Raw genomic sequence first — 25393 nt, 5'->3', positions numbered from 1 at the left:
TCAGCATGACCGACTTTTCCCCAGCAGAGACGTTTCAGATTTCGGCCCAGCAGGCCGCGATTCTTTCCCAGCAGCAGTACCTGGGCCAGCCGCTGGCGGCGCAGGCGCTCCTGTCCTTCGACACGCCGCCCGAGCGTGCTGTGCTGGAGGCCGCACTGAACGAGGTGTGCCAGCGCCACGAAATCCTGCGCACCCGCTACCGGCAGGTGCCCGGCTTCAAGCAACCGGTGCAGGAAATCACCCCCCAGGTGCGCCTGCGCCTGTCGCTGGAAACGGGGCGCAGCCTGCAACAGGCCCGTGCCGAGGATCGCCTGGCCCTGACCGAGGTGCCCCTGGTGGCCTCGCTGCTGGATCGCCAGTTGCTGGTCAGCGTGGCCCTGGCCAGCTGTGACCGCCAGTCTTTGGCATTGCTGATGACCGAACTGCAGCAACTGTGCGCGGGAGGGCAGTTGCCAGCGTTCGACAGCCTGCAGTACGCCGATTACGCCGCCTGGCAGAGCGAGCTGGGGGAGGAGGCGATCGGTCGCGAAGGCCTGCAGTTCTGGCGCACTCTGTATGCCGGACAGCAGCCGGGCGTGCGCCTGCCGTTCGAGCGCCGCCTGGACTTTACGCCGCAGTTGCAGGAATGCCGCCTGGACACCGATCTGGCACCGGCATTGCGCCAATTGGCCAGTGCGGCCGAGCTGAGTGTCGAGGACAGCCTGCTGTTCCTCTGGGCCGGTTTCCTCGCCGGGCTGAGCCAGCAGGACTCGCTGTTGGTGGCGCTGACCGTGGACGGTCGCAGCGACCAGTTGCAGCAGACCCTGGGCCATTTCAGCCGGCGCCTGCCCGTGGCCGTCACGTTGCAGCCCCAAGCCACCTTGCAGGACAACCTGCAGGCGTTCCGTCATCAGCTGGACCTGAGCCGCTCCTGGCAGGATTGCCTGAACGAGCTGGAAGCGTTCGGCGCCGAGCAACCCCGTCCCCTGGACCTGGGTTGCTCCTACAGCGAAGGCGCCGAGGTGCAGGAGCTGTTCCTCGATCAGGCGTGCTTCGAGAAGTTGCACCTGCAGGCCCGGGCCGAGGCCGACCAGCTGTCGCTGCAACTGAGCTGGCAGCCCCATCTGCTGCCCGACGGCCTGCCAGCCGCCTGGCTCGAACAATTCGCCCAGTGGCTCAAAGCGGCCGCTGCGGACAGCAGTCTCAGCCTTGAGCAATTGCCGTTGGTCAGCGCTGATCAGGCGCAACGCCTGTTGCAGGATTTCGATCGCAGCACGGACCTGAGCGCCGCCGATGCACCACTGCTGCACCAGCTGTTCGAAGAGGCGGCCCGGGCCTTTCCCGAGCGTGCCGCGATCCATGTCGATGGCCGGGAAATCACTTACGCCGAGCTCGACCGTCAGGCCAATCAGCTGGCCCACACCTTGCGCCAGCAAGGGGTTGCCAGCGATGCCATCGTCGGGGTCTATGGGGCGCGTTCCATCGAAATCGTGGTGGCCCTGCTGGGGATTCTCAAGGCCGGTGGCGCCTACCTGCCGCTGGACCCGGCCTATCCCAGCGAGCGCCTGTCCTTCATGCTCGAGGACGCAGCGGTGCGCTGCCTGATCAGCCTGCAACCCTTGCACCCGGACATCGTCTTGCCGGCCGAGCTGCCCCAGATCAGCCTGGACCCGCAGCTGTTGAGCGGCAGCGCCCAAGCGCTGCCGAGCCGCAGCACAGGCGATAACCTGGCGTACGTCATCTACACCTCGGGCTCCACCGGCAAACCCAAGGGCGTGATGGTGTCCCACACCAATGCCAGCACCTCGACCCTGGCCCGCGGCGCGTTCTACCAGGCGCCCCTGGACCGTTTCCTGATGCTGTCCTCGTTCTCCTTCGACAGCTCCGTGGCGGGGATCTTCTGGACCCTGAGCCAGGGCGCGACCTTGTACCTGCCCAGCGAAGAGCAGCACAAGGACCCGCAGCAGGTCGCCGAACTCATCGACGCGCAGCGGATTTCCCACTTCCTGGCCCTGCCATCGTTCTATGCGCAAATCCTCGAAGCCCTGCAGCAGCCATCACTGCGCTGTGTGATCGTGGCCGGCGAAGCCTGTCCGGTGGAGCTGGCCCTGCGGCACCGGGAACGGCTGCCCGAGACCTTGCTGGTCAATGAATACGGCCCTTCGGAAAGTGCGGTCTGGTGTTCGGCCTTCGCGGTGGAGCAGCCGCCTGTGGATGAGCGGGTGGCCATCGGTGGCGCTATCGCCGGTACGCGCCTGCGGGTGCTGGATGAAGAAGCCGAACTGGCCGGTATCGGTCGCGAGGGCGAGTTGTTCATCGGCGGTCCGGGCCTGGCCCGTGGCTACCTCAAGCGTCCGGCCCTGACTGCCAGCCGCTTCCTCCCTGACCCGTTCGCCAGCACCCCCGGCGCGCGTCTGTATCGCACCGGGGATCGGGTCAGCAGCTTGCCCCAGGGCACGCTGGACTACCTCGGCCGGATTGACTTCCAGCTGAAGATCCGTGGCTTTCGCATTGAGCTGGGCGAGATCGAGAGCCTGCTCGGGCAAGCTGCCAATGTGCGCGAAGCCGCTGTCGTGGCCCGGGACACGGCGGCCGGCAAACAGTTGGTGGCCTATGTGGTGCTGGCCCAGGTCGACGACCGCGAGGCCCAGGAGCAGGCCCTGCTGGCCCAGCTGCGCGAGCAGTTGCCCGAGTACATGGTGCCGTCGTTCCTCAGTGTCCTGGAGCGTTTCCCCCTGACCCCCAACGGCAAGCTGGACCGGAACGCCCTGAGCGCCCTGGAGTTGCAAGGCAGCGCCTATGTGGCGCCGCGCAACGAGCTGGAGGCCACCCTGGCCGCCATCTGGCAAGAGGCGCTGCAACTGGAGCGGGTCGGTGTGCATGACAACTTCTTTGCCCTGGGCGGCCACTCACTGCTGGCCACGCGCATTCGCTCCAAGGTGCAAAGCGAGCTCAACCTGTCCTTGCCGCTGCGGGTGTTCTTCGAGGGCGAAACGGTGGAGCTGCTGGCCCGACAGGTCGAGCTGCATCGTGATTCCGGGGTGACAGGGGACAAGGTCGATGCCTTGGAAGCCCTGTTTGCGGAGGCCCAGGAGTGATGAATCCGTTACCCGAGCGCATGCTGGCGCTGTCCAAGCGGTTCGCCGCGTTCAGCCCCCAGGAGCGTAGCGCCTTGCAGCGCAAGATGATCGAGCAGGGGCTGTCCCTGGACCTGTTGCCGATCCCTGGGCGCAGCCAGGACCAGACGCTGATGTGCGCGTCCTATGCCCAGCAGCGCCTGTGGTTTCTCTGGCAACTGGAGCCGACCTCCAGCGCCTACAACCAATTGGCGGTGCTGCGCTTGCAGGGCGACCTGCAGGACGCCGATCTGCAACGCAGTATCCAGTACCTGATCGACCGCCATGAGGTGCTGCGCAGCACCTTCAGCCTGCACGGCCAGCAAGTGATGCAGGTGATTCATCCGCAGCGCGAGTTCCTCCTGCAGCGCTTGGATTACAGCCACCTTGAGGAGGCCGGCCCGCAGGTGGCCGAACAGGTGGCGGAGCAGGGCGAACGCCCCTTCGACCTGGAGCACGACCTGCTGTTGCGGGCGACCCTGATCAAACTCGGGCCCCAGGAACATGTGCTGCTGTTCTGTACCCATCACATCATCAGTGATGCCTGGTCGCTGCCGATCCTGGTGGGCGAGGTGACCAGCGCCTATGAGCACTGGCGCCAATACCAGCGCGCGCCGGACCTGGCGCCGCTGGCGGTGCAGTACGCCGACTTCGCCGTTTGGCAGCGCCTGTGGCTGGAAGCCGGTGAAGCCGAGCGGCAGTTGCAGTACTGGCGCGAGCGCCTGGGCAGCGAACCCTTGACCCTGGAACTGCCTCTGGACCGGCCGCGCCCGCCGGTGCGCAGTGCCCGGGGCGGGCGTCACGCCATGGTCTTCGATCAGGACCTGGACCGCGGTGTGCGCGAACTGGCCGCGAGTACCGGCTGCACCCTGTTCATGGTGCTGCTGGCGTCCCTGCAGGCGCTGCTGCAGCGCTACAGCGGTGCCCGCAGCATTCGCGTGGGCACGCCGGTGGCCAACCGCACGCGGGCCGAAGTCGAGGGGCTGATCGGCTTTTTCGTCAACACCCAGGTGCTGCAGGCCGAGATCGACCCGCAGCAGTCATTCAGTGCCTTGCTGGCCCAGGTCAAGACCCGGGTGCTGGAGGCCCAGGCGCATCAGGACCTGCCGTTCGAGCAACTGGTCGATGCCCTGCAGCCTGAGCGCAGCTTGAACCAGAGCCCATTGTTCCAGGTGCTCTACAACCACCTGGCGGGGGACAATGAAGGCGCGCGGGTGGAGATTCCCGGGCTGAAGATCGAGGCCCTGGCCAGCGACAGCGAATCCGTGCGCTTCGACCTGACCTTCAACACTCATGAAGAAGGCGGGCGCCTGCAGGGGGCGCTGGTCTACGCCAGCGACCTGTTCGACCCGCAGACCATCGAGCAGATGGCCCGGCATTGGCACAACCTGTTGCAGGCGGTGGTGCGCGAACCGCAGCGTCGCCTGGGCGAACTGCCCATGCTCGATGCTGCAGAGCGCACGCAGATACTGGAGCAGTGGAACCTCGGCAGCGCCTTTGAGCGTCCACCCCTGTCGGTACCGGCCTGTGTCGAGGCACATGCGCTGCGCAGCCCCGATGCGCCGGCCGTGGTCTGCGCCGGTCAGCAACTGACGTATCAACAGCTCAATACGCAGGCCAACCGCCTGGCGCGTCAGCTGCGCGAGCGCGGCGTGGGGCCGGATGTGCTGGTGGGCATTGCCGCGCAACGCTCGATCGAGATGATCGTGGGCCTGCTGGCGGTGCTCAAGGCCGGCGGCGCTTACGTGCCTCTGGACCCCGAATACCCCCAGGAACGCCTAAACGGCATGATCGAGGACAGCGGGATTACCCAGTTGCTGGCCCAACAGCAGCTGATCGGGCGTTTTGCCGATCTGCCCGGGCTCTGTATCGAGCCCCTTGAGGATTCGCCGGCACGCCAGGCCCTGAGTGGCGACAACCTCGAACCCCTGACGGCTCCCGGGCACCTGGCGTATGTGATCTTCACGTCCGGCTCCACGGGTCGGGCCAAGGGCGTGACCATCAGCCACGGCGCCCTGGCCAACTACGTGGCGGCCATTCATCAGCGTCTGCCGCTGGCGTCGGCCCGCAGCATGGCGCTGGTGTCCACGCCGGCGGCGGACCTTGGGCACACGGTGCTGTTCGGTGCCCTGTGCGGCGGCCAGGCGCTGCATGTGATCAGCGCCGATCTGGCGGTGGACGGTGCGGGCCTGGGCCAGTACCTGCAACAGCAACAGATCGATGTGCTGAAAATTGTCCCCTCGCACCTGGCGGCGCTGTTGGGTGAGGACAATGGCGCGGTGTTGCCACGTCAGTGCCTGGTGCTGGGTGGCGAAGCCTGCCCGGTGAGCCTGGTTGAGCGCATACAACGCCTGGCGCCGCAGTGCCGGATCGTCAACCACTACGGGCCGACCGAAAGCACCGTGGGCGCGCTGACCCAGGCCGTGGAGGGCGACTGGTCCCAGGCCGCGTCGATTCCCCTTGGCCGGCCACTGGCCAATGTCCGCGCCTATGTGCTGGACAGCGAAGGCCAGCCGGCCGCCGTCGGCAGCCTGGGCGAACTGTATCTGGCCGGTGCCGGACTGGCCCGTGATTACCATCGGCGTCCTGAGCTGACCGCTGCCAGCTTCATCCCCGATCCTTTCGACCCGCAGGGCGGTGCCCGTCTGTACCGTACCGGCGATCAGGTGCGCTACCGCCGCGACGGCAGCATCGAGTTCTGCGGGCGCATCGACCAGCAGATCAAGATTCGTGGCTTCCGGGTCGAGCCGGGAGAGATCCAGGCCTGCCTGCACAGTCATCCCTGGGTGCGCGAGTGTGCGGTACTGGCTCTGGATGGACCCCAGGGCAAGCAGTTGGTGGCCTATCTGGTGTGCCAGCCCGGGCTCGACCCGGATCAGTGCAAGGAAGGGCTCAAGCAGCACATGAATGCGCAGCTGTCGGCCCATCAGGTGCCCAGCCACCTGCTGTTGCTGCCGGCGCTGCCCCTGAGCCCCAACGGCAAGCTCGATCGCCAGGCCCTGCCGCGCCCTGAGCAGGGCCGTCCGCAGGACCTCTACCGTGCGGCACAGAACCCCGTGCAACAGACACTGGTGGATATCTGGCAGGAGGTCTTGAACCAGCCGCGGATCGGTATCAACGACAACTTCTTCGAACTGGGTGGCGACTCGATCATTGCCATCCAGATGGTCAGCCGGGCACGCCAGGCGGGCTTGCAGATTTCCTCCCGGGACGTGTTCCGCTGCCAGAGCATTCTTGAACTGGCAGCGGTGGCCAAGCAAGGCACGGCCTTGCTCATCGATCAGGGGCCGGTGCGTGGCCCGATGCCGCTGACGCCGATCCAGCAGGTGTTTTTTGCCAGTGACATTCCCCAGCGCCAGCACTGGAACCAGTCGCTGCTGCTGACCCCACGCGAGCCGCTGCAGGTGCCGCTGCTGGAGCGCACCCTGAACCAACTGCTGGTGCAGCACGATGCCTTGCGCCTGAGGTATCGGCAGCACGCCGGCCTCTGGCAGGCCGAACACCAGGAGCATCCCGAGCCGGTCAGCCTCTGGCGGCAGCGGGTGGCGGATGCCGCAGCGATTCAGGCACTGGGCCAACAGGCCCAGAGCAGCCTTGACCTGGAACATGGACCGTTGTTGCGCGCGGTGCTGATGGACCTGGACGATGGCAGCCAGCGTTTGTTGCTGGTCATCCATCACCTGGTGGTGGACGGCGTGTCCTGGCGGATTCTGCTGGAGGACCTGCAAAGCCTTTATCGGCAGTTGGCCGAGGGTGCGGCGCCGGTCCTGCCGTCCAAGACCAGTGCTTTCCAGGATTGGGCCGTGCACCTGCAAGACTGGGCGCAGCGCCTTGGGCACACCGACGAACTCGATTACTGGTGCCGGCAACTGGAGCAGGCGCCCCAGGGCCTGCCCCTGGACTATCCCGCCGGGGCGAACCTGGCGTGCCATGGCACGGCGATCAATGCCCGGCTGCCTCGGGAGCTGACCAGCCAGCTGTTGCAGGAAGCCCCCAAGGCCTATCGCACGCAGATCAACGATCTGTTGCTGGCCGCCCTGGCGCGGGTGATCTGCCGTTGGACCGGGCATTCGCAAATGCTGGTGCAGTTGGAAGGTCACGGGCGTGAGGAACTGTTTGCCGATGTCGATCTGTCGCGTTCGGTGGGCTGGTTCACCAGTCTCTATCCGCTGTGCCTGACGCCGGCGCAGTCACTCTCGGATTCGATCAAGGCGGTCAAGGAGGACTTGCGTCGGGTCCCGGCCAATGGCCTGGGTTATGGCGCGTTGCGTTACCTGGGGCAGGACGCGGTCCGCGAACGCCTGCAGGGGCTTGCGCAGCCGCGGATCACCTTCAACTACCTGGGGCAGTTCGACCAGAGCTTCGACTCGCAGTCACTTTTGGCTCCGGCGCCGGAAGCGGCCGGTGACGAACGTCACCACGAGGCGCCACTGAGCAATTGGTTGACGGTCAACAGCCAGGTCTATGGGGGCGAACTGTCCCTGAGCTGGAGCTTCAGCCATCAGTTGTTCAAGCCGCAGACGGTTCAGCGCCTGGCCGATGATTACCTGTTGGAACTGCAGGCACTGATCGAGCATTGCACCCTGGACACCTCGGCTGGTGTCTCGCCGTCGGACTTCCCCCTGGCCGGGTTGAACCAGGCTCAGCTGGATGCGCTGCCGGTGGCCCCACGAACCATCGTCGACCTGTATCCCTTGTCGCCGATGCAGCAGGGCATGCTGTTCCACACCCTCTACGAGCAGGCCAGCGACGATTACGTCAATCAGGTCCGGGTGTCGGTGCAGGGCTTGGACCCGCAGCGTTTCCGCCGGGCCTGGGAAGATGCCCTGCAGGCCCATGACATCCTGCGTACCTCTTTCCACTGGCAAGCGGAGCTGGAGCAACCGGTGCAGATTGTCCAGCGTCAGCTGGCGCTGCCGTTCCGGGTGCTCGACTGGTCGGCCGGGCAGGCCACCGAGCCGGCCCTTGAAGCGCTGGCCGGCGAAGAGCGCAGCCTGTGTGCGCATTTCGATCGTGCACCGCTGTTGCGCCTGTGCCTGGTACAGACCACGGCCCAGGACTACCAACTGATCTACACCAACCACCACATCCTGATGGATGGGTGGAGCAGTTCGCAGTTGATGAGCGAGGTCCTGCAACGCTACGCCGGGGTGGTGCCGCCACAGGCTCCGGGGCGTTATCGCGACTACATCCAGTGGCTGCAACGCCAGGACCTGAGCGCCTGTGAAAGTTTCTGGCGCGAGCAACTGGGGCGTTTGTCGACCCCGACCCGCCTGGCGGGCAGCATCGCCCTGGAGAACCCGGGCGCGGATGCCGGCCATGGCGAGCTCCACCATGATTGGACCCAGCCGTGGACCGAGCGCCTGGTGGCCTTCGCCCGGCAGCAGAAAATCACCGCCAACACCCTGTTGCAGGCGGCCTGGCTCCTGCTGTTGCAGCGCTATACCGGACAGAGCACCGTGGCCTTTGGCGCGACGGTGGCGGGGCGTCCTTCGGAGCTGCCGGGGATCGAGCAGCAGATCGGTCTGTTCATCAATACCTTGCCGGTGATCGCCACCCCCGATGCGCAGATGAGCGTGGCGCAGTGGCTGCAACAGGTGCAGGCGCACAATCTGCAACTGCGCGAATACGAACATACGCCGCTCAACGATATCCAGCGCTGGGCCGGCAGCAGCGGTGAAGCGCTGTTCGATACCCTGCTGGTTTTCGACAACTACCCGGTGGCCCAGGCCCTGGAGCAGGAGGAGGCTTCCAGCGTGCGCTTCGGTGCCGTGCACAGTCGTGAACGCACCAACTATCCGTTGTCGGTGGCGGTGGCGCTGGAGCAGCGCCTGAGCATCAGCTACGGCTATGCCCGGGAGGCCTTCAGCGCGGCGGTGATCGAGCGCCTCAACGGCCATCTGCTGCACCTGCTGGCGCAGCTGATTGATAACCCCCAGTTGCAACTGGGCGCCATCGAGCTGCTGACCCCGGCCGAGACGGCGAGCCAATGCGTAGCGCCCGTCGCGCCGGGGATCGAGCCGGCGGTACACGAGAGCATCGGTGCCCTCGCACAACGCTGGCCGGAGCGTCAGGCGGTGCTGTTTGCCGGGCAGCGCTTCACTTACGGTGAACTGGATCGCCGGGCCAACCGCCTGGCCCATGAACTGGTGGCCCGCGGGGTCGGCCAGGAGGTCCGGGTCGGCGTGGCCCTGCCCCGGGGCGAGGGGCTGCTGGTGGCCTTGCTGGCGGTGCTCAAGGCCGGCGGTGCCTTCGTGCCGCTGGACCTGAGCTACCCAGCCGACCGCCTGGCCTACCTCATGGCGGATTCCGGCATGGCCCTGTTGCTCAGTGACAGCGAGTCGTTGCAGCGCCTGCCTTCGGCCGCCGGTCTGGCGGTGCTCGATCTGTCGCGCCTGGAGGTCGGGCAGCATCCGCTGACCGCGCCTGCGGTGACGGTGGCGCCAGAGAGCCTGGCGTATGTGATCTACACCTCGGGCTCCACCGGGCAGCCCAAGGGCGTGACCGTGGCCCATGGTCCGCTGGCGATGCACTGTCGCACCACCGGCGAACGCTATGGCATGACGCCCGATGACTGTGAACTGCACTTCCTGTCGTTTTCCTTCGACGGCGCCCATGAACGCTGGCTGACCGCCTTTGTCTGCGGTGCCAGCCTGCTGCTGCGTGACGACAGCCTGTGGACCCCGGAGCAGACCTGTGAAGCGATTCGCAGCCATGGCGTGACCATGGCCGGCTTCCCGCCGGCGTACCTGCATCAGTTGGCGGAGCATGTGCAGCGGGTCGGCAATCCGCCGCCCATGCGCCTCTACAGCTTTGGCGGCGATGCCATGCCTCAGGCCAGCTTCGAGCTGGTCCAGCAGGTGTTGCGTCCCCAGTACATGATCAACGGTTACGGGCCCACCGAAACCGTGGTCACGCCGCTGGTGTGGAAAACCGCTGCCGGTGAGCCTTGCAAGGCTGCTTATGCGCCCATCGGCCATTGCGTCGGCGAGCGCAGCGCCTATGTCCTGGATGCCGATCTCAATCCCTTGCCAGTGGGGGTCGCCGGAGAGCTGTACATCGGCGGCAATGGCTTGGCGCGAGGCTACCTGAAGCGTTTCGCCCAGACCGCCGAGCGCTTTGTTCCCGATCCCTACAGCCCCTTGGGGGGACGTCTGTATCGCACCGGGGACGTGGTGCGCCAGGGCAGTGACGGGGTGTTCGAGTACCTGGGGCGTATCGACAACCAGGTGAAGATCCGCGGCTTCCGCATCGAGCTGGGTGAAATCGAAGCGCGGCTGATGGCCCATGAGCAGGTCAGCGAGGCGGTGGTTCTGGCCCAGGACACCGCCCATGGCCGGCGTCTGGTGGCTTATCTGGTGACGGCCGCGACCGCGCGTGAGGACGAGCAAGACCAGGAAAGGTTGCGTGAAACCCTGCGCCAGACGTTGAAGGCCTGCCTGCCCGATTACATGGTGCCGTCCTATTGGCTGTTCCTCGAACGCTTGCCGCTGTCGCCCAATGGCAAGCTGGATCGCAAGGCGCTGCCCATGCCGGAAATGGCCCAGGCCAGCCACGCCTATGTGGCACCGCGCAGCGATCTGGAGAAGCGCCTTGCACAGATCTGGCAGGACGTGCTGAAGCTGGCGCAGGTCGGTCTGACCGACAACTTCTTCGAGCTGGGTGGGGACTCGATCATCTCCCTGCAGTTGGTCAGTCGAGCGCGTCAGGCCTCGATCCGCTTTACCCCCAAGGACCTGTTCGAGCAACAGACCATCGGAGGGCTGGCGGCGGTGGCGCAGTGCGGGGTGCAGGACGACATCGACCAGGGACCGGTGACCGGCGACATGCCGCTGCTGCCGATCCAGCGTCTGTTCTTTGCCGAGCCGATTCCCCAGCGGCACCATTTCAATCAGTCGGTGCTGCTGATTCCGGCCACGCCCTTGAACCCGCTGGCCCTGAAGCAGGGCTTGCGGGCCTTGCTTGAACATCACGACGGATTGCGTCTGCAGTTCCAGCAGGGGAGCGCAGGCTGGAGTGCCAGCCATGGTTCGCTGGATCAGTCCGGGCCCGGTCCGGACCTGTTGTGGCAGGCCGAAGCCGCCAACGCCGCCGAGCTGGAGCAGCTCTGCGAGAAGGTCCAGTGCAGCCTCGACCTGCAGCGCGGGCCTTTGTTGCGGGCGCTGTTGGTGACCCTGGCGGACTCCACTCAGCGCTTGTTGCTGGTGGCCCATCACCTGGTGGTGGATGGCGTGTCCTGGCGCCTGCTGTTCGAAGACCTGCAAAGTGCCTACACCCAGGCGCTGGCCGGGCAAGCGCTGCAGTTGCCTGCCAAGAGCAGTTCTTATCAGGCCTTTGGCCGACGCCTGCAAGCGTATGCCCATGGGCCCGAGGCCCAGGCCGAGCTGGCCTACTGGCGCGCGCAACTTGCGGGCGCACAGGCATCGTTGCCTGGGGTTGAACCCGGCACCCAGGCCTTGAGCCGCGACGCCGGCAGCGTGCAGGTCCAGCTCGATGCCGCGACCACCCAACGCTTGCTGCAACGCGCTCCGGCCGCCTACCGGACCCAGGTCAACGACCTGTTGCTGGCGGCCCTGGCCCAGGTCATGGGGCAGTGGACCGGACAGCCTTCGACCCTGATCCAGCTGGAAGGCCACGGGCGTGAGCAACTCTTCGAGGACCTGGACCTGAGCCGCACCGTGGGCTGGTTCACCTCGGTGTTCCCGGTGCGCCTGAGCGCCGGGGATAGCGCCGAGTCTTCGATCAAGCGGATCAAGGAACAGCTGCGGGCGATCCCCAACAAGGGGATCGGCTACGGTGCCCTGCGTTACCTGGGGGATACCGCCAGTCGCGAGGCGTTGCAGGGGCTTGCCCAGCCTCGGGTCACCTTCAACTACCTGGGGCAGTTCGACGGCAGTTTCGATGATCCTCAGGCGCTGTTCATTCCGGCGCCCGAGGCCCATGGCGCGGATGCCAGTATCGATGCGCCCCTGGGCAACTGGCTGTCCATCAGCGGCAAGGTGTACGACGGTCAATTGCGCCTGGACTGGAGCTTCAGTCAGCGCATGTTCGACAGTGCGCAGATCGAGTCACTGGCCCAGGACTATATCCAGGCGCTGCAGGCACTGGTGGAGCATTGCTGCCAGGCCCGCGGCGGCGTCACGCCATCGGACTTCCCGCTGGCGCGGCTGACTCAGGAACAGCTCGACGCCCTGACGCTGGTGCCGGCGCAGATCGAGGACATCTACCCATTGGCGCCGATGCAGCAGGCCTTGTTGCAGCATGAGTTGCAGGACCATGAGGCGGGGGATTTCGTCAACCAGATGTGCATGGATGTGCAAGGCGTCGACCCGCAGCGACTGCGTCAGGCCTGGCAGCAGGCCATGGATACCCATGAGATCCTGCGCAGCCGTTTTGTCTGGGGCGGGTCCCTGGTGCAGCCGCTGCAGGTGGTCCACAAGCAGGTCGAGGTGCCGTTCCAGGAGCTCGACGGCACTGTGTTGAGCAGCGATGCGCTGGAGCGTCTGGCCCTGGCTGACCGGCTAAAGGGCTTCGACCTGGCCCAGGCGCCGTTGCTGCGTCTGCAGGCGATCAAGCTGGGGGAGGGACGCTACCGGCTGATCTGTACCAACCATCACATCCTGTTGGACGGCTGGAGCGGGTTCCAGTTGTTCAACGATGTGCTGGCGGCCTACACCGGGCAGGCCATCAGTCACCGACCGGCTGGCTACCATGACTACATTGCCTGGCTGCAGGCCCGTGACCAGCAGGCCGACGAATGCTTCTGGCGTGAACAGCTCAAGCCACTGAAGGTGCCGACCTTGCTCAGTGCCTGTGCGATGGCCCAGGGTGATCGGCAGCGGGGTGGGCATCGCCAGCATTACTTCGAGTTCGACGAGGCCCAGACCGAGCAACTGACTCGTTTCGCCCGGCAGCAGAAGATCACCGCCAACACCCTGGTGCAGGCGGCCTGGCTGTTGCTCCTGCATGTGCATTGCGGTCAGTCGACGGTGGCCTGCGGCGCCACCATCGCCGGACGCCCGCCACAGCTCAAGGGCATTGAGCAGCAGTTGGGGATGTACATCAACGATGTGCCGCTGGTGGCCCGTATCGAGCCAGAGCAGAGCGTGGGTGACTGGCTGCAAGCGCTGCAAGGACGCAACTTGCTGATGCGTGAGCATGGCTACAGTGCCTTGAGCGATATCGAACGCTGGGCCGGGTTGCCGGGCGGGGAGTTGAGCGACACGGTGATCGTGTTCGAGAACTATCCGGTCAGTGCGGCGTCGGCCGGTGGTGATGTCGGTGATTTGCGTCTGGAGAGCATGCACAGTTTCGAGCAGACCAGTTCGGCGTTGACCTTGTATGTCGAGCTCAAGGGGCAGTTGCAGTTCCACTATGACCATCGGCTTGAGGCCTTTAGCGAGGCGGCGGTGCAGGGGGTGAATCTGCAACTGGTGCAGTTGCTTGGGGTGTTGGCAGATGGTTCGCCGGCGCGCTCGCTGGCGCAGGTGTTGGCGCAGCTGGGTGGGACTCGGTCTCAGCGGGAGGTGCGGGTGGGGGCTTAGGCATAGGACATTGGAGTGAAGGGCGGGAGGGCAGGTGACTGTTCTCCCGTTTTTTTTTGATTGGGGAAATCTGGTGGTGGTTGGGCTTTTGCGGCGGGGGTTGGAGTGCAGATCCATTGCTGCGGGGGTGGTGGCTGGCGGTTAGGGGGCTTATCCATTGCTGCGGGTGCGGCGGCTGGCGGTTTCGCCCTTACGGCGAGTCACTTTGGGGCCCCAAAGTAACCAAAGGGCTTTACCCCTCCACTCGGTGCCTCGCCTAGGCTCGGCATGCCCGAACGCAGGCATTGATCCGTGGGCCGCCGCCACCGGCCATCCTTGGCCGGGTGGCGGCTAACCCGGCATCCCTGCCGGGTTACCCACGGCTCAATGCCTGCGTTCGGCCATCGTGGTTAACGGGGCGTTCAGATCAAGATCAAGAGCGTGACGGCGGCCTGCCGGCCGGCCTGAAGCTAAGGGTGGGGTGCGTTTGTGTAGGAGCTGGCTTGCCAGCGAAGGCGTCCGCCCAGGCGACGCATGACTTGCGGGCCTCTTCGCCGGCAAGCCGGCTCCTACGAAAATCCAATACCAATGCGTATGCCGAAGACTGAGGGCGAGACATCAGGTCGATGCTGGCGCCTCGGGCAAAAAAAATCCCCGCACCGGTGACCGGGGCGGGGAGGGGTTCAACCAAGGGGAATCAGAAGCTGTATTTGACGTTGAACATGACGTTGCGCGGGTCGCCGTAGTAGACCGAGTTGTAGGTGCCGATACCGCTGTAGTAGTTGCGGTCGAAGACGTTGTTCAGGTTGACCGTGGCCTTGAGGTTCTGGTTGAAGTCGTAGCTGCTCATCAGGCCCACCACGGCGTAGCTGGCACGGGTGAATTTGTGGCTGGGCAGTTGGTTGTAGGCGGCATCGACGAAGCTGTTGTCGACGAAGGAGGTCGAGCTCTGCCATTGCATGTTGCCGCCTACGGTGACTTTGTTCAGTTCGGCAGGCAGGCGATAGGTGGTGGCTACCTTGAACAAGTGCTGTGGCTGGGTGGTGGCCACGCGCTTGTTCTTGGCGTCGTAGGATTCCTGGTAGACGTAGCCGGCGTTGACGTTCCAGTCCGGCAGCACTTCACCGGCCATTTCCAGTTCGATGCCGTTGGTGGTGGCACCCTTGATCGCGCGCATGGCCTCGAAGCCGTCAACGCCCATGACGCCGGTATTCTCGCCCAGGTTGTCCTGCTTGAGCTGGAACAGCGCCAGGCTGGCGTTCAGGCGACGGTCGAAGTATTCACCCTTGACCCCCACTTCGTAGCTCTGCCCGGTGAGCGGCTCCAGGGACTTGCCGCTGACGTCCAGGCTGTAGGGCTGTGGCTTGAAGATGTCGGTGTAGCTGGCGTAGACCGTGTGGTAGTCGTCCAGGTCATAGGTGATACCGGCATAGGGAATGACTTCCCCGGAGTTGGTGGTGGAGATGCGCGGCAGTTGGCGCAGGGCGTTGACCCGATCGATCTGCCAGTCGTAGTCGGTGACCCGGGCACCGAGTATGAAGTTCAGGGCGTCGGTGGGTTTGAGGATCACCGCTGCGTAGGAGACTTTCTGGGTGCTCTTGATGTCGAAGGTCGACCACCAGGCCCAGTCGGTCGGGTAGGGCATGCTGTTGTTCCAGTTCAGCACGTCGTCGATGACTCCAGTGGTGGTGCCGTCGATACGCTTGGAGCGGGTGGTGGCGTGGGAATAGTTGTAGCCCAGCACCAGTTCGTGGGTGCGCCCAAACAGCGCGAACGGACCCTTGGCGTAGGCATCGAAGGACTTCTCGTCGCTGTTGGAGCCGAAGTTGGCCACGCCGCCCGGCGGCAGGTAGCCATAGTCCTGGCTGTTGTCGAGGTTGACGTGCTCGCTGGACATGCCGGCGATGATTTCCCGCGAGGTGTACTTGCGTGTGTTGACCGTCGCCTTGAAGGTCCAGTCGTTGTCGAACTGGTGATCGAGGCCGACAAAGGCGTGCTGGGTTTCCTGGTTGCGGTAGGCGAACTTGTCCGCCGGGTTGGTGGAACGGGAGAACTTGATCCGATTACCGTTCTTGTAGAACACCGGCAAGCTGGTGTTGGTCGTGGCGTCGTTGTTGTTCTTCTGGTAGTCGTAGCCGACGCTGAGGGTGGTGGCGTCGCTCAGGTCGCCTTCGAGAATGCCGTAGAAGACGTTCTGCTCACCTTTCTGATAGTCGATGAAGCTGTTGCGCTTGCCGGTGCCGGCCACCATCCGTCCGCGTATCGCACCGCCTTCCACCAGCGGGCCGGAAACGTCCACTTCGCTGGTGTAGCGGTCCCAGGAACCGGCGCCAGCGGCGACGTGGCCCTGGAATTCCCGGGTGGGGCGCTTGCGCACCATGTTGATCACCCCGGACGGATAGCCGATGCCGTTGACCAGGCCGGTGGCGCCCTTGAGCACTTCGATGCGGTCGTAGATCAGGGTGTTGCCGATGCTGTAGTTGTCGCGGATGTTGCCGCCGTCGGTGCCCAGGCTGGGAATGCCGTCGTACTGGAAGTTCTGGATTTCAAAGCCCCGCGAGTAATACACGTAGCCTTCGGAGCTCTCGCGGTTGACCGTGATCCCGGGGGTCTGCTGCATGACGTGCGCCAGTTCGGTCAACCCTTGGTCATCCATCTGCTGGCGGGTGATGACGCTCACCGACTGCGGCGTTTCACGCAGGGACAGGTCCATGCGCGTGGCCGAGTTGCTTTGCCCGGTGGTGTAGGAACCAGTCCCCTCAGTGGTGCTCCCCAGCCCCTGAGTGGAAATGTTCATGGTCCCCAGCTCCACAGCCCCACTGCTTTGCACCAGGGTCACGGTGTTGCCTTGGCGCTGATAACTCACCCCGGTCCCGCGCAGCAGTTGCGACAGGGCCTGGTCGGGCTGCAAGGCGCCCTTGATCGCCGTGCTGCGCTTGCCCTGGACGCTGTCCTGGTTGTAGAGCACTTGCAGGTCGGCTTGCTGGCCGAATGTCTGCAAGGCGCTGCCCAGTGACTGTGCAGGAATATCGAAATTGGCTTGCTGGGCCTGTACCTGGGCGGCACAGGGCAGCGCCAATACGGCCCCAAGCAGATAGGGACGCAAGCTCGGCCGCAGCGCATGGCGCATGAGCAGGGCTGTTTTCAGGGGGGTGAGTCCAAGAGGTGCTGGCATGTTCATTTGCTCTTATTAAGCGGCAATGGGAATTCGTTTTAAATGTGAATGTTTCTCAAACTTGTTATGAGACGTTCGACTTCCCGAAAACCGGAAAGCCGAGACGAAAAAAATCAAGCCGGTTCGAGTTCGCAACTGACCTTGCCCGCTTCCATGCGCACCAACTGGTCGGCAATGTCGAAATAGCGATCGTCGTGGGAGATGACGATGATGGTCTTGCCCAGGCGTTTGAGGTCCGGCAGCAGCTCGGTGTAGAAAATGCGCCGGAAGGTCGGGTCCTGGTCGGCGGCCCATTCGTCGAACACCAGCACCGGGCGTTCTTCGATCCAGGCGTTGACCAGCGCCAGTCGCTTGCGTTGCCCGGTGGACAGGTCGGTGGTGGTGAAGGCCCCGTCGCGGATGCTCACCTTGTGCCCGATCTCCAGGCGGCGCAGATACTGTTCGGCCTCTTCGGGCAGTTGTTCGCCACCCTGGACCAGGTCGTCGAACAGGTAGTAGTCGGCAAAGATGGTGGTGAACAGTTGCCGATAGTCGTCGCGGGTCTGGGCGGTGACCGCGTGGCCGTTGAGGCGGATCTCGCCTTCCTGGGGTCGGTACAGGCCCAGTAGCAGCTTGATCAGGGTGGTCTTGCCGCAGCCGTTCTCGCCAACGATGAAGACGATGTCGCCCTGCTTGATCCGCAGGTTCACCGGGCCCAGGGCAAAGGGCGCGCTGCCTTCGACGGCCGGGAAGGCGTAGCGCACATCGTGCAGTTCCAGGCTGTGCACAGTCTGGGCTTGGCTCGCGGTTTCACTGAGCAGCAGGTGCGGTTCGGGGGAGGAGAAGCGCTCGGACAGTTCGGCGATGCGGCGGAAGGCCACCTGGGCGCGGCTGACAATCGGCAGGTTGCCGATCAGCAACTCCAGGGGGCCCTTCATGTACAGCAGCACCAGGACGAAACCGCTCATCACTGCGCGGTCGTTGTTGGGCCAGAAGGACTGCAGGGCCAGGGCCAGGCCGATGACCACGAAAAACAGCATGGAGCCGAAGGTCTTGGCGACGATGAAAATGTTCACCGACTCGATCTGTTTGTTGCAGATGTGCTCGGCGCTGTGCTTGATCCGCTGGTTGAACATGCGGTTGCGGCGAGGCCGGTGGATGCGCAGTTCCTTGGCGCCGTCGGCAATGGCGTTGTAGTGCTTTTGCAGGTTGTCCTCTTCATCCCGGGCGTCCATGAAGCCCTTGATGCCCTTGGTCTGCGCGACAAACTGCACGCTGCAGCCAATCACGATGGCCACCAGCATCAGCAGGAACATCGGCCATGAGAGCAGGGCCAGGTAACCCAGGCAGCCCAGGGTCACGGTCAGGGAAATGGCCAGTGGCGCAAAGGCGAAGGCGAAGTCGCTGATGGTGTCGATGTCGTGGGTCAGTACCGGGATCAGGCGATGGCTGCGATAGCGTTCGATCTGCTCGATGGGCGCGCTGAGGACTTTTTCCCCCAGGTCTTTGCGCAGCTTGCTGATGATGTGCTGGCCGACGTAGTTGCTGCCGATGTCCGACAGAATCGAACACAGCAGCGCCAGCAGGCACAGCCCGGCGAAGGTCAGGACCACGCCGCGACTGAGGCCGTCGGCGCCGTTCAGGGCCTGGTTGATGGTCGCCAACAGGACGGTGATGCTCAGGCCGCCGATGATGCCCAGCACGATCGATACGGCCACGGTGGGCCAGAAAGGTTTGAGCAGGCCCAGCAGGTCACGGATGGCGCTGCGGCTACGCGGAGGGCTGTTCATGATGACTCCTGGTTCAAGCACGGATAAGGGCGGGTGAGAGGCGGTTTGCGTTGGGGCATGGGGGCCGGGGTGCAGCCGTCGGGTTCATCTGGTGCGCTTCCTCTGGAATGGATCGAGATACGGGCAAGGGGCCGGGGTGCACAGCGCGACGCGGCGTGCAGTGCCGTGCGCTTCAATGCCGGGCTTGAGGAGGCTGTCGCGTTCGGGACGGGGCTTGACTCAAGACCGTTGCAGAGAAGACGAAGTGGCGCTGGGGGGATTTAGCGCAGGCCTGGCGTCGCGCCGTGCGTCGGTCGCTGCAGGGAGGCTGCAGCGACCGCTGGATCAGCTCAAAGTGGTCGATCGAAGAAGAACTCGCGCTCCAGGCGCAGCAGGGCGGCTTTCTTGTGGGCCAGTTGAATATCCTTCAAGTGACCGAAGCCCTGGGACTTGAGGAAGTCGATCTGCCGGTCATGGTCGATGCGCGGTTCGCCAAGGATGCGTTGGGTGCGTGGATCATCCAGGAACATGTAGTGCATCAGCGAATTGAACCAGCCCTTGAGCTTGCCGATGCCCTGGTGCTTGTTCTCGCCCACCACCACGTGCCAGCCGCGGTCGTGGTCCTGCACGTCGTAGTAGGGGGCGATGCGGTCTTCCTTGCACCAGTAGACTTCGAAGTAGGCGAAAGGCTCGTCGTCGTAGCAGCCGATCAACGGATGGACCCGCGGGTCGGCGAGCATGTCTTGCAGATAGGCGGCGTGCTCGTCGAGGCTGCCGGCCTGCTCCCAGAAGAACGCCACCTGCTCCAGGTTCATCCAGCGATTGAAGGCTTGCAGGTCACGGTCCGGATCGATGGTGCGCAGGCTGAACTCGGTGTTGAGCCCCGGCAGTCGACGGCGGTACACCTCGCCCTGGGGCAGTGGCGGGCGTTGTGGGTGACGTTTCTCGCCGCTGAACTGGTAGAAGGGCGCGGTGTGGGCGCTGGCCGGAGCGCTGAGCCAGGGCAGCGGGTGCTGCCAGAAGGTGCTGCGTCGGCACTGTAGCTCCACCTGGTGGGCATCGGCGGCGAGCAAGGTGTCAAAGACCCCCTGGCGGATGGCTGACACGGCAAAGTCGCGGCTGCCACGCAGGCGAACCCGCACCTGGGCGGACTTTTTCTTGTAGCAGAAATGCCCGCCCAACAAGGCCAGCAGCGCGCTGGCCGGGTAGTTGGGGGCAATCTCGCCGGCGATCTCGATCAGTTCGCCATCGCTGCGAAAGGTCAGTGCCGCGAAGCCCTCGGTGTGCAGGCTGCCCTGGTTCTCTTCGGCGTCATGCACGCTGGCGGTGGAACCGTCGCTCAGCGACAGGGTGAACAAAGCTGCTTTCATGATGTGTCTCCGTCAGGCGATGAGGGGGAAGGTCAAAGGTCGCGGGCAACCCGGAACCCCAGCCAGTCACCACGATCGGTGGGGTAGATGTTGTTGCGGTTGCCTGAGCGGGAAAATATCGGCGCTTCGGTCCAATCGTTGCCGCGCATCTGCAGGACGCTGCAGTTGGGCTCGGTCCAGGCGCTGCCGTCGGTGGGGGCGCCGACATAGTTTTCATGCCAGCAGTCGGGGGTGAACTCGTAGACATTGCCGTGCATGTCGTAGACGCCGAAGGCGTTGGCGGGGAAGGAGCCGGCGGGCGAAGTGAAGCTGAAGCCGTCTTCCGGGCCGTAGGTGTTGGCGTGCTTGGCGATGCTGTACTCCTTGCCCTCGTCGAAAGGGAAGGGGAAGGGGCCGGTGCTGCCGGCGCGGGCCGCGTATTCGCGCATGGCTTCGCTGACGATGAAGTAGTGCTGGCCGGTGCGCTTGGACAGCCAGGCGGTGTAGGCCTGGGCTTCGTTGAAGTCCATGCATACCGCCGGTTGGCGCGGACCGACTTCGTAGCGGGGTTTGCCGGCCTTGCATTCGCGGCCAGGGCGCGTGTCGCCGTCGGGCATCTGGTAGCCGGTTTCCTTCAGGTAGGTCGCCCATTCGCCGGCCAGGACCTGGAAGCGTCCGATGGCGAATGGCTTGGCGAAGGTCACTTCATGCATCGGACCTTCGTCCTCCTGGCGGCCGACCTCGTCAGCGGGGGTGCCCATGGTGAAGGTGCCGGCGGGCAGCACCACCATTTCCGGACAGTCCTTGCAGTCCTTGAACACCTTGCCCGGCTGGGGCGAGGCGGCGGCCTGGGCGGCGGTCGGCAGGAACAGGCTCAACAGCAGGGCCAGGGAGAAGCTGGCCAGGGGCGGGCGGAGGGCGGTGCTCAGTGAATGCTGTTTCATCATGACTCTCTTTTTAAAAGTGACGCAGGGCGCAAGGAGGAGCGGTTTCAGACCTTTTTGCGCAGCAGGTCCATGAAGCGATCGATCTGTTGTTCGTCGTTGAGCAGGCCAGGCGCGGTACGGATCACCGGACCGACGTCGCGGTCCACGGCATCGACCACCACCCGATTGGCCATCAGGTAGGCGGCGAATTTGTCGCAGTCCTGATTCTTGATCCGGAAGAAGGTGAAGCCCGCTGACAGCTCGGGGCTCAGGGGGGTGACCAGCTCCACTTGGGGCAGCTCCTGCAGACGTTGCTTGAGGTAGTTGTTGAGGGCGTGGATGCGCGCCTGGACCTGGGCCTTGCCCAATTGCAAATGCAGCTTGAAGGCTTCATCCAGGGCCCAGCGGTGTTCAAAGGCGTGGTAGCCGCCGGGGGTCATGCTGGTGGCGAAATTGTTGTCCTCGGAAAAGGTCGGCACGCTGGGGGTAACGTCCTTGAGCTCCTCGGAACGGGCACAGATGATCCCGGTGCCGCGAGGGCCGAACATCCACTTGTGGGTGCCGGAAATGAAGTAGTCGCAGTGCATGTCGGGGAAGTCCAGGTTGTCCACGCCAAACCCGTGGACCCCATCCACCACATAGATGATTCGGTCTTTGTCGTCGCGGTTGCGGTTGAACTCGTCCACCAACTGGCCGATCTCGCCGATCGGCAGTTTCACGCCGCTGCCCGACTGCACCCAGGTCATGCCCAGGACTCGGGTATTGGGGCGGATACTGCGCTTGATCGAGTCGAGGATTTCATCTTTGGACACCCGGTGCGGGTCCTTGAACAGGCTGATCTTGCGCACCTGGGTGCCTTGCTTGCGCACGCGATATTCCAGGCTGTACTCGGTGGCGTAGTGTTCGTGCACCGTGGTCAGGATCTCCTGATCGGGCCGCACGTGAAGGCCGCCATAGATCATCGCCAGGCCTTCGCTGGTGCTGCCGGTGAGGGCGATCTGGCCGGGCTTGGCTTGCAGGTAGCGACCCGCCCATCGACGCACCTCGGCCTCGCGTTTCCAGGGTTCCTGCAGGTCCCAGTCCATGGCCAGCCCGGGGTTGCGGTCGATATTGGCGCGATGCCGTTCGATGGCTTCACGTACGGGCCTTGGGTGCGAGGTCACCAGGAAGTTGGAAAAGTGAATGGAGTCCGGGTCCTGGTCGAACAGCAGGCGCAGTTGCGCCCATGGGTCCTTGGGCGTGGGCGCCGGGGCGCTAGCGCTGGTGCCGGACGCGGCCAGGGCGCCGGCGCCCAGAGGCAGGCCGGCGGCGAGGATGCCGGCCTGTTTGAGAAATGTACGGCGATCGGTCATGAGCTCATTTCACTGGTTGGCAAAAGGGGGGATCAGCGATTGGCCAGGGGCTTGGCGGATTTCTGCACCTGCTCCCAGACCCGCAGGAAGTTGCCGCCCCAGAGCTTGGCGATATCTGCTTCGCTGTAGCCGCGCTGCAGCAGTTCGGCGGTGACGTTGCGGCCCTCGCTGACATCCTTCCAGCCGTCCAGGCCGCCGCCGTCGTTGAAGTCCGAACTGATGCCGACGTGGTCGATGCCGATCTTCTTCACGGCGTAATCGATGGCGTCGCCGAAGTCCTTGAGGGTGGCCTTGGGTTCCGCTTCGACAATGCTGTACAGCTCGCCGGCGTATTCGCCGAAACGCTGTTCGGGCCACACGGTGATGATGGCGTCGCCGGGCATCAGGGCCATTTCCAGCCCGGTCAAGGGTTGCAGGTCGAAACGCGCGCGCAGGGCGTTGAGCTTGTCCCGGGTCGCTTGGCTCAGGGGGCGCAGGTAGGTGGGGAAACCGACGATCTGCACCACGCCGCCGCTGTCCTTGATCAGCTGCATTTCCTTGTCGCTGAGGTTGCGCGGGATATCCACCAGGGCCCGGGGCGCCGAGTGCGAAGCGACGAAGGGCGCGCGGCTGAGCTGGCTGACCTGCTCCAGGGCCTTGGTCGACATCTGCGAAACATCGATGATCACCCCCAGGTCGTTGAGCCGGCGCACGGCCTGCCGGCCCAGGTCGGACAGGCCGCCGAGGGCGTCCGGGGTGTCGTTGAAGAACGGCAGCGGGCGCGAGGAGTCGGACCAGGCGTTGTTGCCCACGTAGCTGAAACCGAACATGCGCATGCCCCGGGCCGCCCAGAGATCGAGCTGGTCGAGATCGGTGCCCAGGGGGTAGGCGTTGAGCATGCTGAGGAACACCGCGAACTTGCCTTCACCATTGAGGCGGCGGAACTCTTCCGGGGTGTGGGCAATGGCCACCTGGTTGGGGAAGTCGCGGACCATGCCGGTGAGGATCTTGTAGCGCGCTTCCTGCTCGTTGCGCGCGGCGTCGACAAAGCCCGCCGTGGGACGATGAGGGGCATTTGCGCCGTTCCAGATTTCCGGCCAGCCAAAGATCGTCAGGGCTGCGCCGGACAGGCGCCCGCGTCCGGCCTTGGCTAGGTCGAACTGGCCGCTGCCGTCCTTGTCGGCCTCGTTGCCGGCACTGCCGAAATCCAGGGGCACGGTAATGTGGCTGTCGAAGGAGAGGATGCGCTCCTGCAGTTCTTCTGCCTGCTTCATCACCTTGACCGGGTAGCCCGGGTTGTCCCTGAACCAGTAGTCCCAGGCCAGGAAGCCGGCGCCGGCGCCAATCGCCAGGGCCAGCGGCAGGCCGATGTAAAGAGCCTTCTTCGAACGTGGTTTTGTCATTGCCATCTCAGTCGGTTTCGCCGTCAAGGTGCAGGCACAGGGGCCTTTGCTATCTGGGAAGAACGAGCCAGTGACGAAGAAATTTAAGCCCCCTGCGCGGGCGGTAAATTTCCGTGGGCAATAAACGTTCTAGCTTGGATAAAGCCTGCATCAGGGCTGACACAGGTAGGGCAATGACGATTTCTCGACGAGGGTTCATGGCGGGCTTGGCGCTGACTGGCGCTGCAGTGCCGGCGGCGTTTTATGTGCATCGCGAGTTGACGCGTGAGGAATTCCCGATCACCCCGGGCGAGGCCACAGTGGAGCTGGCGGATACCGCCGGGCAACGCCTGGCGGACCAGTTGCGGGGCATCTGGAGCATTCGCTTTGAAGGTGCCGATGCCGGGCTCGATGGCTTGGGGCGCCAGGACTTGGAAGTGTTTCTCGACATCGCCCAGCGCGGGCGTGGCCTGCGCGGTTACCTGGACACCGCCGAGGGCCTGCGCGGCGCCGCCGAGCCGCGCTACCGGATCGTTGCCGACCTGGTGAACCCGCAGCCGGGTGAAATGTACTGGCGGTTGATTCCTGCCACGGCGGTGGACGGTGCCGCCACTTATGAGTTCAAGATGAGCCTGGATGAAGTCTGGGCCGATTTCGCCAACGCCGGCAGCGGCACCCTGAGCGGCCGGGTCGAGCGCCTGGACCGGCCCCTGGCGCTGCCCGCCTTGGACAACCGCTTTGTCGCCACCAAGCAGATGTTTCCCGAGGCTCGCCAGCGTATCGGCCTGAACCCGACGCTGCAGGCCTGGCTGGTGTCGCCCGAGCATCGGTTGTTCCACCAGCTGTGGCACGCGACCCGGGACAAGTGGCACCGGCTGTCCGAAGAGAAGCGTGACGCCCTACGCGGCATCGGCTGGCAGCCCGGTCCCCGGGGGCAGGAGCGCGATGCGCGCGGTCCGAAGAAGGATCGCAACGGCTCTGGCATCGATTTCTTCTTCATGCACCGGCACATGCTGGGCACGGCGCGTTCCATGCAGGACTTGCCGTCCTGGCAGCATTTCCCCCTGCCGCAGCCGGAACTGCTGCGTGATCGCCTGGGTTTCGCCCGCTATTTCGACAACCATGACGGCGGTTCCCTGCCGCCGGCGTGGCTGGCTGATGACGATGACGACTACAGCCAGTGGGTCAGCGACATCAAGGCCGGCGAGACCTATCACAGCAACTTCCAGGTCTGGGAGTCGCAGTATCGCAACCCGCGCTACCTGGCGAACCTGACCCTGGGCCAGTTCGGCTCGGAGATTGAACTGGGCCTGCACGACTGGCTGCACATGCGCTGGGCCTCGGTGCCGCGTGATCCTTCCAGCGGTGCACCGGTGCCCATGGCCCGCGATCCGGCGGACTTTTCCCCGCGTTGGTACCAGCCGGAAAACGACTTTCTCGGCGATCCGTTTTCGTCCCATGTCAGCCCGGTGTTCTGGCGTTTCCATGGCTGGATCGACGACCGCCTGGAGGACTGGTTCCGCGCCCACGAGCGTTTCCATCCCGGCGAGCTCAAGCGCCTGGAAGTCAATGGCGTGCCCTGGTTCGCCCCGGGGCGCTGGGTCGAGGCCGGCGATCCCTGGCTGGGGCCGGTGACCCACGGTTGCAGCACTATCCCTGGATTGCAGACCGGCAAGACCGTGGAGATGGACCCGGAAACCATGAAGCTGGCCCTGCGCATCACCTTTATCGAGGATGAAAAGCAGTTGGCCGATCTGCTGCGCAAGGTGCCGCGCCGGCCCTGGTATGCGCGGCATCTGAAGGTCAGGCAGCGGCTGCTATAGCGGCGCCGGACTGATCGCGAACTTCGAGTCTGGAGGTCGTT

The 25393-nt window shown here is 64.6% G+C and carries 9 protein-coding genes; 3 read left to right on the top strand and 6 right to left on the bottom strand.

Annotated features, from left to right (window positions below):
• The first annotated feature begins 5 nt into the window (after window positions 1–5).
• Both LOY69_RS20225 and LOY69_RS20220 read left to right on the top strand, forming a co-directional pair.
• A complete protein-coding gene (locus LOY69_RS20225) occupies window positions 6–3077 on the top strand; it encodes a non-ribosomal peptide synthetase (protein ID WP_265073494.1) in 3072 nt (1023 codons plus the stop codon).
• Window positions 3077–13639, top strand: coding sequence for a non-ribosomal peptide synthetase (locus LOY69_RS20220; RefSeq protein WP_265073493.1), 10563 nt, complete (start codon window positions 3077–3079; stop codon window positions 13637–13639). Before LOY69_RS20225 ends, LOY69_RS20220 begins: the two co-directional genes overlap by 1 nt.
• A gap of 676 nt (window positions 13640–14315) precedes the next feature.
• On the opposite strand, the gene LOY69_RS20215 is transcribed toward LOY69_RS20220, so the two are convergent.
• The 6 genes from LOY69_RS20215 to pvdM all read right to left on the bottom strand — a co-directional run bounded on the left by LOY69_RS20215 (window position 14316) and on the right by pvdM (window position 23550).
• Entirely contained in the window at window positions 14316–16793 is a 2478-nt protein-coding gene (locus LOY69_RS20215; protein WP_180988411.1) for a TonB-dependent siderophore receptor, read from the bottom strand.
• A gap of 113 nt (window positions 16794–16906) precedes the next feature.
• A complete protein-coding gene (locus LOY69_RS20210; protein WP_102880142.1) occupies window positions 16907–18562 on the bottom strand; it encodes a cyclic peptide export ABC transporter in 1656 nt (551 codons plus the stop codon).
• A gap of 329 nt (window positions 18563–18891) precedes the next feature.
• Window positions 18892–19911: a GNAT family N-acetyltransferase gene (locus LOY69_RS20205; RefSeq protein ID WP_265073492.1), complete on the bottom strand. Its 1020-nt coding sequence runs from the start codon at window positions 19909–19911 to the stop codon at window positions 18892–18894.
• 32 nt (window positions 19912–19943) lie between these two features.
• Window positions 19944–20834, bottom strand: a complete 891-nt coding sequence (locus LOY69_RS20200) for a formylglycine-generating enzyme family protein (RefSeq protein ID WP_110653650.1) — start codon at window positions 20832–20834, stop codon at window positions 19944–19946.
• A gap of 47 nt (window positions 20835–20881) precedes the next feature.
• Window positions 20882–22168 carry an aminotransferase class V-fold PLP-dependent enzyme gene (locus LOY69_RS20195; protein ID WP_265073491.1) on the bottom strand — a complete coding sequence of 429 codons (1287 nt, stop codon included), beginning with the start codon at window positions 22166–22168 and terminating at the stop codon, window positions 20882–20884.
• Window positions 22169–22200: 32 nt separating this feature from the next.
• Window positions 22201–23550: a pyoverdine-tailoring dipeptidase-like protein PvdM gene (gene pvdM, locus LOY69_RS20190; RefSeq protein WP_110653648.1), complete on the bottom strand. Its 1350-nt coding sequence runs from the start codon at window positions 23548–23550 to the stop codon at window positions 22201–22203.
• Window positions 23551–23723: 173 nt separating this feature from the next.
• On the opposite strand from pvdM, the gene LOY69_RS20185 reads away from it, so the two are divergent.
• A complete protein-coding gene (locus LOY69_RS20185) occupies window positions 23724–25352 on the top strand; it encodes a PvdJ/PvdD/PvdP-like protein (protein WP_265073490.1) in 1629 nt (542 codons plus the stop codon).
• Window positions 25353–25393: the final 41 nt, after the last annotated feature.

This window comes from Pseudomonas sp. B21-059 (assembly GCF_026016285.1).
GTDB lineage: Bacteria > Pseudomonadota > Gammaproteobacteria > Pseudomonadales > Pseudomonadaceae > Aquipseudomonas > Aquipseudomonas danubii.
The sequence above is the reverse complement of the archived record's forward strand: the minus strand, read 5'-3'. Positions and strand labels throughout refer to the sequence as shown.

Excerpts from the sequence above, each read along its gene's own strand:
- LOY69_RS20215 (WP_180988411.1), bottom strand. The coding sequence starts at position 16,793 with ATGCCAGCACCTCTTGGACTCACCCCCCTGAAAACAGCCCTGCTCATG.
- pvdM (WP_110653648.1), bottom strand. The coding sequence starts at position 23,550 with ATGACAAAACCACGTTCGAAGAAGGCTCTTTACATCGGCCTGCCGCTG.
- LOY69_RS20195 (WP_265073491.1), bottom strand. The coding sequence starts at position 22,168 with ATGACCGATCGCCGTACATTTCTCAAACAGGCCGGCATCCTCGCCGCC.
- LOY69_RS20220 (WP_265073493.1), top strand. The coding sequence starts at position 3,077 with ATGAATCCGTTACCCGAGCGCATGCTGGCGCTGTCCAAGCGGTTCGCC.
- LOY69_RS20200 (WP_110653650.1), bottom strand. The coding sequence starts at position 20,834 with ATGAAACAGCATTCACTGAGCACCGCCCTCCGCCCGCCCCTGGCCAGC.
- LOY69_RS20225 (WP_265073494.1), top strand. The coding sequence starts at position 6 with ATGACCGACTTTTCCCCAGCAGAGACGTTTCAGATTTCGGCCCAGCAG.
- LOY69_RS20205 (WP_265073492.1), bottom strand. The coding sequence starts at position 19,911 with ATGAAAGCAGCTTTGTTCACCCTGTCGCTGAGCGACGGTTCCACCGCC.
- LOY69_RS20210 (WP_102880142.1), bottom strand. The coding sequence starts at position 18,562 with ATGAACAGCCCTCCGCGTAGCCGCAGCGCCATCCGTGACCTGCTGGGC.
- LOY69_RS20185 (WP_265073490.1), top strand. The coding sequence starts at position 23,724 with ATGACGATTTCTCGACGAGGGTTCATGGCGGGCTTGGCGCTGACTGGC.